The sequence below is a fragment of the Burkholderia sp. Bp8998 genome (genome assembly GCF_003854235.1).
Classification (GTDB): Bacteria; Pseudomonadota; Gammaproteobacteria; order Burkholderiales; family Burkholderiaceae; genus Burkholderia.
Window position 1 is genome coordinate 277,262 of sequence record NZ_QTQF01000001.1, and the last position, 15,220, is coordinate 292,481.

Consider the following 15,220-nt stretch of genomic DNA (forward strand, 5'->3'; position numbering starts at 1 on the left):
GTGATGCGTCCGGCTTGATGAGCAGGTTGCATCAGGTAGTGCGCAGATATCGTTTGATGCGCGGTTAATGGCTATTGACAATCCAGCCACATCGTTCTGGATCCCTCATATGATCTTCCAAGGATTTGGCCCGCTGTTGTGGGCCGGCACGGTCGAGACCGTGAAGCTCGCGGTGCTGTCGCTCGCCGCGTCGCTCGTACTGGGCCTCGCGGGCGCGGCCGCGAAACTGTCGACCCACCGCGTGCTCAAGTCGGTCGGCACGTTCTATACGACGCTGATCCGCGCGGTGCCCGATCTCGTGCTGATGCTGCTGCTGTTCTACGGGATCCAGATCCTGCTGAACGACGTGACCGACGTGCTCGGCTGGGACCAGATCGACATCGACCCGTTCGTGGCCGGCGTGATCACGCTCGGCTTCATCTACGGCGCGTACTTCACCGAGACGTTCCGCGGCGCGTTCCTCGCGGTGCCGCGCGGCCAGCTCGAAGCGGGCTTCGCGTACGGGATGAGCGGCTGGCGCGTGTTCCACCGGATCCTGTTCCCGCAGATGATGCGCTTCGCGCTGCCGGGCATCGGCAACAACTGGCAGGTGCTCGTGAAGGCCACCGCGCTGGTGTCGATCATCGGTCTCGCCGATGTCGTGAAGGCGTCGCAGGACGCCGGCAAGAGCACGCTCGATTTCTTCTTCTTCACGCTCGCGGCCGGCGCGATCTACCTGGCGATCACGACGGTGTCGAACGTCGTGCTGCACCACCTCGAGAAGCGTTATTCCGTCGGCGTCCGGAGGCTTGCACTGTGATCGAACTCGTCAGCCAGTACTGGCAAAGCTATCTCTACACCGACGGCTACCGCTTCAGCGGCCTCGCGATCACGCTGTGGCTGCTGGTCGTGTCGATCGCGCTCGGCTTCGCGCTGGCCGTGCCGCTCGCGATCGCGCGCGCGTCGTCGAACCGCTGGATCTCCGGCCCGGTATGGCTCTATACGTACGTGTTCCGCGGCACGCCCCTCTACGTGCAGCTGCTGATGTGCTACACCGGCATCTACAGCCTGCAGGTCGTGCACGACCACGTGCTGCTCGACGCGTTCTTCCGCAACGCGATGAACTGCACGCTGCTCGCGTTCGTGCTGAACGAATGCGCGTATGCGACCGAGATCTTCGCGGGTGCGATCAAGGCGACGTCGGCCGGCGAGATCGAGGCCGGGATGGCCTATGGAATGTCGCGCTTCAAGCTCTATACGCGCATCATCCTGCCGTCCGCGCTGCGCCGCTCGCTGCCGAGCTACAGCAACGAAGTGATCCTGATGCTGCACGCGACGACGCTCGCGTTCACAGCGACCGTGCCCGACATCCTGAAGGTCACGCGCGACGTCAACTCCGCGACGTACATGTCGTTCCAGGCCTACGGCATCGCCGCCGTGCTGTACGCCATCGTCGTGTTCACGCTCATCTGGGCGTTCCGCAAGCTCGAGACGCGCTGGCTCGCGTACCTCTCGCCGCGCGGCCACTAATTCGCAAGAAAGGATCAAGCATGTACAAGCTCACCGTTGACAACCTGCACAAGAAGTTCGGCGACAACGAGGTGTTGAAGGGCGTGTCGATGAAGGCGAAGGCCGGCGACGTGATCAGCATCATCGGCTCGAGCGGCTCCGGCAAGAGCACGTTCCTGCGCTGCATCAACTTCCTCGAGCAGCCGTGCTCGGGGCAGATCACGATCGGCAGCGAGCAAATCCAGACCACGCGCGACCGCAACGGCTCGCTGCGCGTGGCCGACCAGAAGCAGCTGCAGCGGATGCGCACGAAGCTGTCGATGGTGTTTCAGCACTTCAACCTGTGGGCGCACATGACGGTGCTCGAGAACATCATCGAAGCGCCGATGGCCGTGCTCGGGGTCAGCAAGGACGAAGCGATCGCGCGGGCGCGCAAGTATCTGGAGAAGGTCGGCCTCGCGCCGCGCGTCGAGGGCATGTATCCGTCGCATCTGTCGGGTGGCCAGCAGCAGCGCGTCGCGATTGCGCGCGCGCTTGCGATGGAGCCGGAAGTGATGCTGTTCGACGAGCCGACGTCGGCGCTCGATCCGGAGCTCGTCGGCGAAGTGCTGAAGGTGATGCAGAAGCTCGCGGAGGAAGGCCGCACGATGGTCGTCGTCACGCACGAGATGGGCTTCGCGCGCAATGTGTCGAACCACGTGATCTTCCTGCACCAGGGGAAGATCGAAGAAGAAGGGAATCCGCAGGAGATTCTCGTGAACCCGAAGAGCGAACGGCTCGGGCAGTTCCTGTCGGGGCGGTTGAAGTAGGCCGGCAGGCGGCGTCGCGGGCTGCCCGGGACGCCGCACACTGGAACGCTAAATGCTTGTCACGCGGGATCCTTTCGATGAAGGAGCACCGCGATGAGCACACCGACCACCACCGCCTTTTCCCATGTGAAGCCGCAGGACACCGCCTATCGCGGCGAAGGCCTGCGTGACTTCTTCCTGTATCGCGATCTTGGCATCGCGGCCGCGACGAACGGCAAGGTCGTCGCGCAACTCGTCAGGGCGAATCATGCACCGGAGGCGGGCACCGGCTGGCACCGTCACGAGGCCGAGTTCCATATCGTGATCATGCTGAAGGGCTGGGCGCGCTTCATGTACGGCGAACGGGAGACGCTGGTGAGCGCCGGCGACTGCGTGCACCAGGCGCCGGGGATCGTCCACTACCTGTTCGATTACTCGCCGGACATGGAGTATCTGGAGATCGTCGGGCCCGCCGATTTCAAGTCGATCGATGTCGAGGGGCCATGCGCGGTACCGCCGCCGACGCCGTGGGGAGAGGCGGGGGCGTAGCTGCGCGGTGTTTCCGCATGCATCATCCGTACGCCTGTTTGTGACAAACCGCCCTCGGGCGGTTTTTTTTGTGCTGCCCTCCATGGACGTTTCCGTGCGATCCGCATTTCCTTGTTCACATTCTTTCGAATTCCAAATGGTCGATAAGCTGAAGATCCGGAAAGAAAAGAAAGACATTCGTCAGTTTCGATGCGTTGACAGCGCCGCGATGTCAAAGATCGTCAATTGCGGGTGGATGCCGTGCACGGCCTGTCGTCGAGCGGCGTTAAGGAGGTACCAGCCGGATCACCGGTTGATTTACCCGGGAGAGTTTCATGAAGCGCATCGCGAAGATCCTGACGGCCACCGCAGTGGCATGTGCCGTTCTCGCTCCGGCACTGGCCGAAGCGCATTCGCACCGTGTGTGTCATTTCGATCACCACCACCATCGCGTGTGCCGCTGGGTGCGGTAACCGCGACTTTCCCGGGAATACCCGGAACGCATTCTTCATTCAGGCAAATCAGGAGAGGACCATGAAAAAGACGATGTTGATCGCCGCGCTGGTCGCCGGCATGGGTATGTCGATCGGTGCATTCGCGCAGGTTCCGGCCAGCGCGCCGGCCGGCACGACCGGTCTGTGCAAGGACGGCTCGTTCTACTCGGGCGCATCGAAGAAGGGCGCATGCGCGGGCCACAAGGGTGTGAAGACCTGGTACGGCGCATCGTCGTCGGCCGCCGCGAGCGCACCGGCCGCCGCACCGGCCACGGCGGCCTCCGCAGCCCCTGCGTCCGGCACCGCGCCGGCGAAGAGCGCGGCTGCAACGACCGCGGCGGCAGCGCCGGGCGGCGGCCCGGGCAAGGTGTGGGCGAACGACAGCACGAAGGTCTATCACTGCTCGACCGACAAGTACTACGGCAAGACGAAGCACGGCAGCTACATGTCGGAAGCCGACGCGAAGGCGAAGGGTTACCACGCGTCGCACGGCAAGGCCTGTTCGTAACGTAGGCTGACGCGCGAGCCGCTCCCGCACGCGTCGTCCGCACGCTGCAGCAACGCATGCCCCGCCATCAACGGCGGGGCGTTTCATTTTCAGCGTCGTCCGGCTTCAGTGAGCTTGATGCGACGGCGTGTCGGTTGCTACATCGTTCATGGTTGCGCGCGCATCGAGCAGCGCGCGCAGCGTCACGTAATGCGTGCCGTCCGCGTTGCCTTCCGCACCCGCGGTGCGATCGTATGGCTCGTTGTCATGGATCATCGCCCGCACGATCGGATAGATCTGCGTTTCCCAGCGGCTGCCGTTGAACACGCCGTAGTGGCCTGCCCCCGTCTGTACGTGGTGCGTCTTCAGGTACGACGGCAACCCCGAACACAGTTCCTGCGCGGCCACCGTCTGGCCCACTGCGCAGATATCGTCCTTCTCGCCTTCGATCGTCAACAGCGCGGTGCGATGAATCGCCGCCGGTTCGACGAGCCGATCGCCGACCGTCAGCTCGCCGCGCGCGAGCGCGTATTGCTGGAACACCTTCTCGACCGTTTCCAGATAGAACTCCGCGGTGAGATCGGCGGTGGCGAAGTATTCGTCGTAGAAGTGCCGCAGCGTGTCGGCTTTTGCCGGGTCGCCTTTCGCGCGCTCGTAATACAGGTCGGCGAACGACGCCGCATGGCGATCGGGATTCATCGACATGAACGCGCCGACCTGCACGAAGCCCGGATACACGCGTCGTTGCGCACCGACGAAACCCGCCGGTACGACACTGATCAGGTTGCGCGCGAACCATGCGATCGGCTGGCTCGTCGCGAGCGCGTTGACCTTCGTCGGATTCACGCGGCAATCGATCGGCCCTGCCATCAGCGTCAGGCTCGCGGGCTGCGCCGGATCGCCGCCGGCGGCCATCAGCGCGACCGCTGCGAGTGCGGCAACGGTTGGCTGGCAGATCGCGAGCACGTGCGCATCCGGGCCGATCTGATGGATGAAGTCGATCACGTGCGCGACGTATTCGTCGAAGCCGAACCGTCCGGCCGCCAGCGGGATGTCGCGCGGGTTGTGCCAATCGGTGATGTACACGTCGTGGTCGGCAAGCATCGTATGCACGGTGCCGCGCAACAGCGTCGCGAAATGCCCGGACATTGGAGCCACGATCAGCACGCGCGGCTGGCGCGCCACCGGCAGTGCCTTGCGGAAATGCAGCAACGTGCCGAACGGTGTGGCAGCGGCGGCTTCCTCGACGATCGGCACCGTTTCACCGTCGACGACGATCGACGCGATGCCGAACGGCGGACGCCGATGCGAGAACGCGCAGCATTCGAGCAGTTCGCACAGCGCGTCGAGCGTGCGGCCGGTCGGCGTCGCGGTGGCGGGCGGCCACAGCGACATCGTCGCGCGTGTAGCGGCGGCCCATGCGCGCGCCGGACGCGTGCATTCTGCAGACCATTGATAGAACGGATAGGCAAGCAGATTCATGGCTGTCGCTCGTTGTGCCGCGTTGGATGGAACGAGGCAAGCGATGTGCCAGCTTGCGGCTGGCACGCGCGTTGCACGCGGTTCGAGAACGCGGCGATGCAGGCGGCACGCGACACCTGGCAACCGCATGCGATGCGTTGCCGAGCCGGCAGACGTGCGGCACGTGCTTCGACGGCGTGCGGTGCCGCGCCAGTTCGGCGAATGCGCGGCACCGGCATGGTGCGGGAGACGTCGCGCGGCGTCCGTTTTCGGTGCAGGGGCACGAACGGTTTTGAACAGGGGAGCGACATGGAAGTCACCGGAAGACAGACGACGCTGACCATCAGCAGCCGCAATTACTCGTCGTGGTCGATGCGCGGCTGGCTGCTCGCGAAGCTGAGCGGGCTCGCGTTCGAGACGGTCAGCGTGCCGATCGATGCGGCATCGCGCGCGGAGCTGCTGTTGCTGTCGCCGTCGATTCTCGTGCCGTGCCTGACGCACGACGGCAGCACGGTGTGGGACACGCTCGCGATCGCCGAATACCTGAACGAAATCCGGCCGCAGGCACGGCTGCTGCCCGACGACCGGCGTGCGCGCGCGCATTGCCGGTCGATCTGCGGCGAGATGCATTCCGGTTTCAGCGCGCTGCGCTCCGCGCTGCCGATGAACCTGCGTGCGCATTTTCCCGGTTTCCGGATCTGGTCGCGTGCGCAGCACGACATCGAGCGCATCGTGACGATCTGGCGCGAGTGTCTGGCCGCGTATGGCGGTCCCTGGCTGTTCGGCGAGCAGATCGGCATCGCTGATGCGATGTACGCGCCGGTCGTCACGCGATTCCTGACCTACGACGTGAAACTCGAGCCCGATATCGCCGAGTACTGCATGCAGGTGCTCGCGCATCCGTTCGTTGCGGAGTGGATCGAGGCCGCGAAAGCGGAGCACGAAGACATCGACGAACTCGACATGGAGTTCTGACGCGCAACGCCCCTTCGTGCTTTCAATCGGACGGCAGCCGACCTGTCGTTTGCTGTCTGCGTTGGCACTCGGGGGCGGCCACGATCAGGGACTACTCGTTCCGGCGGGCTTGACCGCCGGCGGCCTGGCCGGTCCGGTGACGAGTTCACGTGTGAGTTTGTCCGATACATAGTGCGGGCCATCGAACAGGTAGACCTGATTGCCCCGATAAGCCGCCAGCTGCTTGCTCAATTCTTCGGCGCTGGCCGCACGGAATCCACCATGCTCGGCTGGCCGGAAGGCCTCGGCGATCATCCGCACGCGTCGTTTTCCCAGGCGCGCAGCCAACGCGTCGAGGTAGGTGCGAGCGACGTAGGGTTCGCGCGCATAGACGCCGCAGCCGTCCTGGAAGAACACCCCGACATCCGAAGGCAGCCACGACGCGAGCCAGTCCGCCAGTGCCTTTCCGCCGATGTTGGTCTGGTCGTAGACGCTCACCCACAGCGGGCGCGGCAGCCCCTTCAGGATCTCGGCTAGCTTGGGCGCGTCCTGCCAGGTCGGATCGATTTCGACCGGGAAGTAGTAGCCGGTGACATGCAACGGGACCGGCACGCGCGCGATTTCCGCGGACTGATCCGCGAGGGTCGACAGATGGGTGCGCGCACGCCCTTCGTCCTGATAGCCGGCCAGGCCCAGGATGACGTTTCTGGCCCACGGCTCGCGACCGATGCGTTCCCAGTCGGGAAGGTGCGCCGCGGGACGGATGCGGGTGTTGGCAATGTACGCGGTATCGTCGACGACGACCCACTGGATCAACAGATCGTGCACGCCGAGCTGTTGCCAGTTTCCGACGGGATTCGTCGTCGTGTTGTCCACCTGCCAGACGATTCCGTCGGCGTAGACGTCGTGCGCCGTCCAGCTACACGCGGCCATGGCAAGCGCTGCACCGACGACCGCGAGCGTCGCCGCGCCGGACGAACGCGGCGCGTGCGAGCGCCGGCGCGGCAGGCGGGCCTGTCGGAACCGGCCCAGACGCTGTTGGAGCCTGCGCAAGGCCGGGATGGCGTACGTGATCATCGCGACTACCTCCCCGGAAGCAATCCTCCCGCGTCATCGTAGCCGATCAAACGCAAACGTGCGACCCGCGTTGCCGCTGCGGGTCGCACGAGGCTGCCGTCCAGCCCGCGTCACTTCGCCGTCGTGCCGTCTACCCACGTATAACCGAGATTCGTAATGCCGGTCACGAGACTCTGGAAGTCCTGGTAAGCCGGCAATCCAAGTTCGGGTTCAAGCCAGAACGGATGGAAGAAGAACGACGCGAAGCCGTCCCGCACCGCCAGGCCATACGTGGCACTGTTAATGAGTTGCTGCCACGGGTACGTGATGCAAGAGAACGGGTCGATATTGCAGATGTTGTACTGGATGCTGCCCAGGTTCTCGGGGATAATCCGCTGTCCGTAGTAATCGGAGTTGATGATGTACGGGAAAAACTGACCGGCCGAAAAGTCCTGGTTGGGTGCTCCGGTTCCGAGTTGCGGATTGGTCGACGTGTAGTAGACGGCCCGCTGGAACGTGGTCGGGAACGTCTGCGCGGTGGCTGATGCTGCCTTGGGCGACACATGGTACTGCGGCGCGGCCCAGCCGACGATCTTGTAGCCGTTGAGCGTGAACTCGAGCAGGCCGTCGGCCATTCTTCCCTTCGCCCATTGTACGGAATCCTCATCGACAGGACGATTCTGTACTGCGTACCAGAACTCGTAGTCGCTACCGCTGACCGCGTTCAGAAGATTCGGCGTCGAATTGTACTGGTGCGTATAACCGTGCATCACGACCGAACCGCCGTGCGCGATCGCGTAGTTCAGGGCGCTCTTGAGGCCCGTCGCCTGCGCAAGATGGATCGTCTCCGGCACACCTTGGTTGTAATAGCCGTTCGGATCCTTATACACCGGGATGGTTGCCATCGTGAACTTGATCTTCTTCGAGTACAGGTAATCCGAGATCTGCTTCATCGAACCCGTCGTCGTATACGCGTCGAGATCCTCGAGACGCACGAGCGCACGATGATTCACCGGTGCATTGGTCTGCAGGATATCGTGCAGCATGTCGCATATCACCAGATATCGATCGGTCGGGCCGATATAGGTGAACGGCATGTCCGCGAAGTACCAGAGCTTGCCCGAGCGCATGACGTATGGCGCGGTTGCGCCGCTCTGGCTGTTCTTGATGGTGACGAGCACCTGTGCCTTGGTGGCATCGACGACCTGGGTGAGTCCGACATCCGGGTCCGCGTTGACGACGCCGGTCGATGCGTCATACGCGTAATACTTGGCCATCGGCAGGTTCTTGTACATGACCGTGTCGTAGAAGCCGGGATTCGGATTGCTCGACGAAGGCGTCGCGTTCATCCCGGCAAGGCCCTGAAAGCTGAATCCGAAGGTCTGGTTGAACGTATAGGCCGTGTTCCACGCGAGCTGCCACAAGTTGTACTTGAACCAGACGACCGTCTTCGTGGCGGTCATCACGTCGCTCATGAATGCCGTCGGAATCGGGTTGTCGTAGTAGTCGCCGACATAGAACGTGACGTCGTGATTCGCGACCATGCCGGCCGTGTAGTTCTGTATCGGAACCAGATCGACCGTCGTATTGAAGTGACCGAGCAGGTTCCTCAACATGATGCTGTACATCAGGCCAAGCTTCGAGTACGGGACGTTGGGCGGGTTGTCGTATAGCACCAGCGTATGTGCCGTGGTGGCCTGCGCATGCGCTGTGCCCGGCAAGGTCATTTGTGCGAGTCCGGCAAGCAGCGCAATGACGATCAAGATCTTTTTCATGGCCGTTTCTCCCTAGTCGCGTTCCACGTTGCCATTGACGTTCTTGACGGACTTCCTGTCAAACTTGGGGCGCCCCGTCTCCTTGTAGGCCTTTTCCCAATCCTCGTCGGACATGCCGGGCTTCACGTTGACGTGAGCAGAACCGTTCGGCAATGGCGGGGGCTTGACCTTGCCGTTGGACGGCATGCTCGCCTGCTGCGCGCTCGTATCCCGAACCGCGACGGTGACGACGAGCGTGGAGGTCAAGGCGACGAGTATCCCGGCGGTGATTAACCCGTTTCGAAAAGATTGATTGCGACGCGCAGGCATGATTTTCATCCTTTGATATGCAAATTGAATTCATCTCGTTAACGGAACGAGCACGGCGAAATACCCCGTATTGAAAATCAGAGTGTTATGTCGTGATTTTTTTTGCTTGATATCGGATAAAAAAATGAAACCTGGATGGTTTTGCTTTCAAGCTAGATCCGTACCATCAGCCGCAAATGTGCACCTGGCCGCGACGTCGAAATCGGCACGTCACGGCAGTCGGAAATTGTTTCGATAAACGTTTCACGCATGCAACGCCGCCCGGGCCGCCGAAATTGATTGGGTACACGCGTAAAGCCTGCAAGGGCGGCTGACGGAAAGCCAGTCACCGCAGGAATCGCGTGACGCCGCCGCCGATGGTGGCAACCGATGCGCGGCGCGGACCTGCCAAACACCTTTCGGCGGATCGCCCGATCGTGTTTCAGCACTGAAACATTTGGCTCGGATTCGCTCCACCGATCGCGTGTAGCGCATGCGCGGCGCCCGGAAGGATCAAGGATGGCGTGACGATGGCGCGTGACTTGCTTGAAGAGATGTGCGTCGAGAAGACGGTGTCCGGGGAGCACCGCGAGACGCAGGATCGGGAATGGCTGAACGCGTTGGCGAATGCAGGGACGGAGGCAGGCAAGCAGGGGGAAACCGGCTATCAAAGGTCATCCACTCGACACGTTGCATTCCTGGTGTTGCTACGTGGTCGTATCAATAGCGCGCGATACCTGATCGATTATTTCGAGTGCGACAGGAATGGGTGTGGCATCAGCCGCTGAGTGGACGTGACGGGGTCGACGGGGACGGGGAGCGTTTCGTCTTGCGTTGGTATACGGGGAAGAAGCACCGACAAGAGAAAATCGCGGAAAATGGATAATATGATATGGAGTGCGTATTTGTATGCACTCAACTTCGTCGCCATTGTGACCGCCATCGTCATCCTGGTCAGCACGCTGGATGACCTTACGCTGGATGCTTGCTATTGGTCATTCGAAATCGGGCGAATCCTGCGTCGCGAAAAATCCCAGACCATCGACATCGGCATGCTGCGAGCGCTGGAAGAGCGCCATCTGGCACTCATGGTGCCGGCATGGAAAGAGTATGACGTGATCGCCAAGATGATCGAGAACACCCTGGCGACCATCGAGTACGAGCGCTACGTCATCTTCGTCGGAACCTATCACAACGACGCGGAAACCACGGCGGAAGTCGAACGGATGGTGCGCCGGTACCCGGGGCGGGTGACGCGTGCGACGGTCATGAACGACGGGCCGACCTGCAAGGCCGATTGCCTGAACTGGATCGTCGAAGCGATCCTGCGCTACGAAGAGGTCCACCATATCAGGTTCGCAGGCGTCGTCATGCACGACTGCGAAGATGTCGTTCATCCGATTGAACTCAAGTACCTCAACCATGCGGTGGCGGACAGCGACCTGGTTCAGCTTCCGGTCCTGTCATTGCCGCGGAAATGGAACGAGTTCGTGGCCGGCTGCTATCTCGACGATTTCAGCGAATCGCACCAGAAGGACGTGCCGGTGCGGGGCCGCCTGACCGGTATCGTTCCGGGCGCGGGCGTTGCATCGTGCTACAGCCGGCGCTCGATCGAGGCGGCGATGAAGGCGCGCGGCGGCGCTCCGTTCAACACCAGTACCCTGACCGAGGACTACGACTTCAGCTTCCGGTTGAGAGACCTCGGCATGAAGGAAACCTTTGCCCGCTTTCCGCTCTCGGATATCGCACGCGATGCCGGCGGCAGGCATTCAGAGCGTGGAGTCGCCAATCAGAACCTGCTGGCCACGCGCGAGTATTTTCCGAAGACGTTTCGCACCGCATACCGGCAGCGCGCACGCTGGATTCTCGGCATCGCCTTCCAGGGCTGGGAGCAACTCGGCTGGAAGGGCGATCTCCTTACCCGCTACATGTTCTTCCACGATCGCAAGGGCATCGTGACGTCGCTGTTTTCGGTCATTGCCTATGGGGTGCTGATCAACTTCCTGTTGCTTGCCGCGCTTCAGAGAGCCGGCCATGTGATCCCCGTCGGCGCGCCCCTCGTCACCGTCGGCGCATGGGTCGCGCCGTTGCTATGGGTGAATACCGTCATGCTGTGTGTCCGGGCCGGGCAACGCTACCACTTCGTCAGCAAGCTGAACGGTCCGGTCCAGGGGCTGCTCTCGATCCCGAGGATGTTCGTCAACAACCTGATCAATTTCTATGCGGTCTGTCGGGCCTGGCGCATCTATATCGGCCACCTGGCGAGCGGCAAGCCGATTGCATGGGACAAGACCAGCCACACCTACCTGTCGAACGCGGAGCTCGGCAAGGCGCGCCTGAAGATCGGCGAAATCCTGGTCGGCTGGGGCGTGGTCACGCTGGAACAACTGCAGGCCAGCCTCGAGAAGCAGCTGACATGCGGCAAGCGGCTGGGCGAACTGTTGCTCGAAGGCAGCGCGCTATCCGCCGAATCGCTGGCCGATGCCATCGCCGAGCAGGCGGAGCTGCCCCGGGTGAGCCTGGGCAACGTCGCGGTGGGCCACTTCGCGGACTCGCTGGCATTCGAGCTGCAGTACGCCTACCTGGCCGTTCCGTTTTCAACCTCGGAGGACGGGACGCTGAACATCGCGGTCGGGCGGCCGCTCACGCAGGACGAACAGGATGTCGTGCGGCGGGGAGCCCGATCGAACGTTGCGTATTTCATCGCCTGCGATACGGAGATCGCTGCCGAACTCGCCCGGCACTCGCGCTTCGTCGAGCTCGCACGCGCACGCGACGGCAATGACGCGATGCCACAGGCCTTTCAGGTGAACAGGCCGTCGGGAGAACCGCTATGAAGCGCTCGACACGCCCGATCGCGGCCGGTCTCAAGCGCTGCGCACGGCTGAGCGCCCTGGCGATCGCCATGTCGCTCGCCTGGCAGGCTCCGGCATCGGCCGCCCAGCAACTGACACCCAAGGCCTATCGGCTCGCCGACGGTGCATACAAGGCAATCAACGCAGGCGACCTGCCCCGCGCGGAGGAGTACGCGCTGCGTGCCGTCAAGGTTCAGCCTGGAAGCGAACAGCTCGGGCTGCTGCTCGCGGATATCTACCGGCGGGAAGGAAAAGTCGACGAAGCGGACGCGATGCTGGAATCGTTGAGCGTTCGTTTTCCGAAAAGCGCAGCCGTGCTGGCGCAGCATGGCTACCTGGCGCAGCGGCAGATGCATTACGACGTCGCGTGTCGCGATTTCTCGGCCGCCGTCGCGACCGGGAAATGGAGCAGGGACCAGCAGCGCAACCTGCGTCTCGCATGGTCGGACAGCGCGCTCGCGGCAAATCGCCCGCATGAGGCCGGTGTGGCGCTGGCGCCGCTGGCCGATGAAAAATCGGCGGTGATCCAGCTGCGTATCGCGCAACTGAGCTTGCAGGCCGGTGACCGCGAAAGCGCCATTCGCATGGCGGACCTGGCGGCGAGCGACGCGTCGACGGACACCGAGCGGAACATGGCCGCGTCGATCGCGGCGCAGGCACGGCAAGTCGATCAGCCGCCGCAGGCGCCGGTCGACGATACCGCGACACGGAAGTTGCAGCAGGCCTATGACCTCCTGCGTGAACACAAGGATCGCGAGGCGCTCGACGCATTTCAGGAGGGTTTCGCCGGTGGCGCCGGCAACGCGATGAACTTCGCCGATGCGGGCTACACCGCGAAGCGGATCGGATTGAACGAGCAGTCCGTCCAGCTGTTCGAACAGAGTCTCGACGCCGATGAAAACGAGCACGCGTTCGACACGCAGCGCAAGTTCGGCTATCGGCGGGAAGTCGAGCAGCTGGAGCGCACCTGGGGTTTCGTGCTGAGTGCACCCTACCAGTCGGCCGCATTCGGCCCGCAAGGCACCATCAGCGTGCTCCAGCCGGGTGTCGAGGCGTACTGGCAGCCCCCGAAGATCGGCTATCAGAACGGCCGCATCTTCCAGTTCTTCGTACGCGGGTACGGCACGGCCTACGACGGCAACGGCAACGTGACCGGCATGCCGACCGTGCAAGGGTCGGTGGGCGCGCGCTACAAGCCGATACCCGACCAGAACGTGGTGTTGACCGCCGAGCGGCTGTTCCATGTCGGCAGCCTGTCGATGACGGACTGGCTGATGCGCGTGGGCTATTCGTCGGAAGCGGGCACCGACCTGCGGGTCACCGAACCGAGCTGGCGCAGCTGGCAGGCCTATGTCGAGGGGGCATACTTCATCAAAGCCGGCCGATACATCATCTATTCGGAACTGCGTTACGGGCACACGTGGCGTTTGCCGATGCTCAGCGACCGGCTGACCGTCTACCCGCACGTCGCGGTGGCCGGCGATCACGACAATCGTCAGACGGACAGGACGGCAATCGGTGCAGGGCCCGGTGTTCAGTTTCGGTACTGGTTTCGCGAAGGCAGGTATACCGCGCCGGCAAGCTATCTCGACGTGACGGTGCAATACCGGTTTCCATTGACGTCAGCGGCCCGCGCACGTGGTCTCGTGGTGCGCGCGACATTGTGGTTCTGAGCGACTGCGCTGACGCTGGAGCTGCCTGCGGACGGGGCGATCAGTTGGGCGACTTGAGCGGGAGGATCGTCTGACGCAACAACTGGAAGTAGGAGCTCGTCGAATACGGGATCATCTGCTCGACGTAGGTCCACCAGAAGAATCCGCCGATGAAACGCGGATCGGTCATGCTGTTGACCATCGGGTAATAGGTCTTGATCAGGTTTTGCTGGACCGATGCAGGCGCGGAGATGTCCGACACCCCGATTTCGCCGAAGCCGACCTTCGCGTTCGGGAAGATGCTTTCCAGCGCCGCGAAATCGTTCTTCCACGACGGATTCAGCCCCGGGCAATCCTGATACGGGTAGTAGCTGAACAGCGCGTAGTCGGCCTGCTGGCGAACCGTCGACGGCAGGAAGTTCGTCGGCCAGGTCTTCCAGTAGTCTTGCGGCTTCGCCCAACAGTTGGTGCCCTTGCTGTCGTCGTTGTAGTACAGCGTGATCGCGGTCTTCCCGCCGTTCGATTTGACGATCGTGTTGGCCGCGGCGACCATCTGGCCGATCTGCTGCTCTTCCGAATTGACCACGGTGTTCGTGCCGCTCGGGTCATTACGCAGCCATTCGCCGTTGATTTCGTTGGCGATCTCCCACACGTCGACCGTGTTCTTCAACTGCGACACCAGTTCCTGCGTTCGCGCCTTGTACGTCGTGAGATCCGTCGGGAAATAGTAGGAATCGTAGACTTCGCCCATCACATACGCGACCGAGTGCAGGCGCAGCAACGGTGCGTAGTAGTCGGCGGCCGACGTACCCGGGTCGAATACGACGCGCACGGTCGGCCGGTACGGCAGGTTCTGCAGCGACGCGATGATCGCGTCCAGTTTGGTCAGGTCGTCGAGCGTCACCCCGTAGACGGGATTCTTCAGCGGTTCGACCTGGGCGTTGGCGGTCCGGGATAAAGGCATGAGCCCGGCATAAGCAATGCATGCGGCAACGGCCGTACGCGAGATAGTTTTCGTCAGTCTAAACAAAACGGTCTTCCATCCTAAAGTAAGAGGAAGCGGGATTTTAGACGAAAATAAAAGCTAATTATCGGATGATATGAGAAGTAACGGGGCCGGATAGCTCCGGGCGCGCCGCTTCGGGACACCGTCAGGGTAAACGCAGTATTCCGAAATGAACGCCGGCGGTATCGGTCCGGTGCGACGGCTTCGGCGCATCGCTTCCGGTTCATTGCGGGGCTGCGGGAGCCGCGGAAGGGGGCGATTGGGTCGCCCACGCATGCCCGGGTTTTCGCTCGGGCGATGCACTAATGTATCGAATCGAATCTTCCAAAGATGTCAGGGGATCCGCAAACGTTTCACCTTGATTTTCGATCGAAACGAGTTCGATTTT

At 62.5% G+C, this 15,220-nt stretch carries 15 protein-coding genes; 10 read left to right on the forward strand and 5 right to left on the reverse strand.

The window, feature by feature from the left end; genetic code table 11:
* Positions 1 to 109 precede the first annotated feature (109 nt).
* From DIE06_RS01250 to DIE06_RS01270, 6 genes are all read left to right on the forward strand, one after another.
* Positions 110 to 799 carry an ABC transporter permease gene (locus DIE06_RS01250; RefSeq protein WP_124659796.1) on the forward strand — a complete coding sequence of 230 codons (690 nt, stop codon included), beginning with the start codon at positions 110 to 112 and terminating at the stop codon, positions 797 to 799.
* On the forward strand, positions 796 to 1,509 hold the full coding sequence (locus DIE06_RS01255) for an ABC transporter permease (RefSeq protein ID WP_124659797.1): 714 nt from the start codon (positions 796 to 798) through the stop codon (positions 1,507 to 1,509). Before DIE06_RS01250 ends, DIE06_RS01255 begins: the two co-directional genes overlap by 4 nt.
* 20 nt (positions 1,510 to 1,529) lie before the next feature.
* Positions 1,530 to 2,297 (forward strand): ABC transporter ATP-binding protein, encoded by a 768-nt coding sequence (locus tag DIE06_RS01260; protein ID WP_124659798.1) that lies wholly within the window; start codon positions 1,530 to 1,532, stop codon positions 2,295 to 2,297.
* A 93-nt stretch (positions 2,298 to 2,390) separates the two neighbouring features.
* Positions 2,391 to 2,825, forward strand: a complete 435-nt coding sequence (locus DIE06_RS01265) for a cupin domain-containing protein (RefSeq protein WP_124659799.1) — start codon at positions 2,391 to 2,393, stop codon at positions 2,823 to 2,825.
* Positions 2,826 to 3,139: 314 nt separating this feature from the next.
* Positions 3,140 to 3,277, forward strand: a complete 138-nt coding sequence (locus DIE06_RS38120) for an HHHH-motif protein (protein ID WP_167347852.1) — start codon at positions 3,140 to 3,142, stop codon at positions 3,275 to 3,277.
* A 61-nt stretch (positions 3,278 to 3,338) separates the two neighbouring features.
* Positions 3,339 to 3,806, forward strand: coding sequence for a DUF3761 domain-containing protein (locus DIE06_RS01270; protein ID WP_124659800.1), 468 nt, complete (start codon positions 3,339 to 3,341; stop codon positions 3,804 to 3,806).
* Between the two features lie 105 nt (positions 3,807 to 3,911).
* On the opposite strand, the gene DIE06_RS01275 is transcribed toward DIE06_RS01270, so the two are convergent.
* A complete protein-coding gene (locus DIE06_RS01275) occupies positions 3,912 to 5,267 on the reverse strand; it encodes a polyhydroxyalkanoate depolymerase (protein ID WP_124659801.1) in 1,356 nt (451 codons plus the stop codon).
* A gap of 288 nt (positions 5,268 to 5,555) precedes the next feature.
* Here DIE06_RS01275 and DIE06_RS01280 point away from each other — a divergent pair, with 288 nt between their 5' ends.
* Positions 5,556 to 6,221: a glutathione S-transferase family protein gene (locus tag DIE06_RS01280; RefSeq protein WP_124659802.1), complete on the forward strand. Its 666-nt coding sequence runs from the start codon at positions 5,556 to 5,558 to the stop codon at positions 6,219 to 6,221.
* Between the two features lie 84 nt (positions 6,222 to 6,305).
* Here DIE06_RS01280 and DIE06_RS01285 read toward each other — a convergent pair whose 3' ends face one another.
* The 3 genes from DIE06_RS01285 to DIE06_RS01295 form a co-directional block, all read right to left on the reverse strand.
* The gene (locus DIE06_RS01285) at positions 6,306 to 7,277 is read right to left on the reverse strand and encodes a hypothetical protein (RefSeq protein WP_124659803.1); all 972 of its coding nucleotides are present in this window, start codon (positions 7,275 to 7,277) and stop codon (positions 6,306 to 6,308) included.
* A gap of 110 nt (positions 7,278 to 7,387) precedes the next feature.
* Positions 7,388 to 9,031, reverse strand: coding sequence for a DUF2334 domain-containing protein (locus DIE06_RS01290; RefSeq protein ID WP_124659804.1), 1,644 nt, complete (start codon positions 9,029 to 9,031; stop codon positions 7,388 to 7,390).
* A gap of 12 nt (positions 9,032 to 9,043) precedes the next feature.
* Positions 9,044 to 9,349, reverse strand: coding sequence for a hypothetical protein (locus tag DIE06_RS01295; RefSeq protein ID WP_260433504.1), 306 nt, complete (start codon positions 9,347 to 9,349; stop codon positions 9,044 to 9,046).
* A gap of 500 nt (positions 9,350 to 9,849) precedes the next feature.
* Here DIE06_RS01295 and DIE06_RS01300 point away from each other — a divergent pair, with 500 nt between their 5' ends.
* From DIE06_RS01300 to DIE06_RS01310, 3 genes are all read left to right on the forward strand, one after another.
* Positions 9,850 to 10,107 carry a hypothetical protein gene (locus DIE06_RS01300; RefSeq protein WP_124659805.1) on the forward strand — a complete coding sequence of 86 codons (258 nt, stop codon included), beginning with the start codon at positions 9,850 to 9,852 and terminating at the stop codon, positions 10,105 to 10,107.
* Positions 10,108 to 10,197: 90 nt separating this feature from the next.
* A complete protein-coding gene (locus DIE06_RS01305; RefSeq protein WP_124659806.1) occupies positions 10,198 to 12,156 on the forward strand; it encodes a glycosyl transferase family protein in 1,959 nt (652 codons plus the stop codon).
* A complete protein-coding gene (locus DIE06_RS01310) occupies positions 12,153 to 13,847 on the forward strand; it encodes an NfrA family protein (RefSeq protein WP_124659807.1) in 1,695 nt (564 codons plus the stop codon). The genes DIE06_RS01305 and DIE06_RS01310 overlap by 4 nt, the downstream gene beginning before the upstream one ends.
* A gap of 40 nt (positions 13,848 to 13,887) precedes the next feature.
* Here the strand turns inward: DIE06_RS01310 and DIE06_RS01315 are convergent, their stop codons facing one another.
* Positions 13,888 to 14,790, reverse strand: coding sequence for a hypothetical protein (locus tag DIE06_RS01315; protein WP_260433505.1), 903 nt, complete (start codon positions 14,788 to 14,790; stop codon positions 13,888 to 13,890).
* Between the last annotated feature and the right edge of the window lie 430 nt (positions 14,791 to 15,220).

Bases quoted from the DNA above. Each gene is read 5' to 3' on its own strand.
- DIE06_RS01310 (WP_124659807.1), top strand. From the start codon at position 12,153: ATGAAGCGCTCGACACGCCCGATCGCGGCCGGTCTCAAGCGCTGCGCA.
- DIE06_RS01275 (WP_124659801.1), bottom strand. From the start codon at position 5,267: ATGAATCTGCTTGCCTATCCGTTCTATCAATGGTCTGCAGAATGCACG.
- DIE06_RS01270 (WP_124659800.1), top strand. From the start codon at position 3,339: ATGAAAAAGACGATGTTGATCGCCGCGCTGGTCGCCGGCATGGGTATG.
- DIE06_RS01300 (WP_124659805.1), top strand. From the start codon at position 9,850: ATGGCGCGTGACTTGCTTGAAGAGATGTGCGTCGAGAAGACGGTGTCC.
- DIE06_RS01285 (WP_124659803.1), bottom strand. From the start codon at position 7,277: ATGATCACGTACGCCATCCCGGCCTTGCGCAGGCTCCAACAGCGTCTG.
- DIE06_RS01250 (WP_124659796.1), top strand. From the start codon at position 110: ATGATCTTCCAAGGATTTGGCCCGCTGTTGTGGGCCGGCACGGTCGAG.
- DIE06_RS01315 (WP_260433505.1), bottom strand. From the start codon at position 14,790: ATGCCTTTATCCCGGACCGCCAACGCCCAGGTCGAACCGCTGAAGAAT.
- DIE06_RS01305 (WP_124659806.1), top strand. From the start codon at position 10,198: ATGGATAATATGATATGGAGTGCGTATTTGTATGCACTCAACTTCGTC.
- DIE06_RS01295 (WP_260433504.1), bottom strand. From the start codon at position 9,349: ATGAAAATCATGCCTGCGCGTCGCAATCAATCTTTTCGAAACGGGTTA.
- DIE06_RS01260 (WP_124659798.1), top strand. From the start codon at position 1,530: ATGTACAAGCTCACCGTTGACAACCTGCACAAGAAGTTCGGCGACAAC.
- DIE06_RS01280 (WP_124659802.1), top strand. From the start codon at position 5,556: ATGGAAGTCACCGGAAGACAGACGACGCTGACCATCAGCAGCCGCAAT.
- DIE06_RS01290 (WP_124659804.1), bottom strand. From the start codon at position 9,031: ATGAAAAAGATCTTGATCGTCATTGCGCTGCTTGCCGGACTCGCACAA.
- DIE06_RS01265 (WP_124659799.1), top strand. From the start codon at position 2,391: ATGAGCACACCGACCACCACCGCCTTTTCCCATGTGAAGCCGCAGGAC.
- DIE06_RS38120 (WP_167347852.1), top strand. From the start codon at position 3,140: ATGAAGCGCATCGCGAAGATCCTGACGGCCACCGCAGTGGCATGTGCC.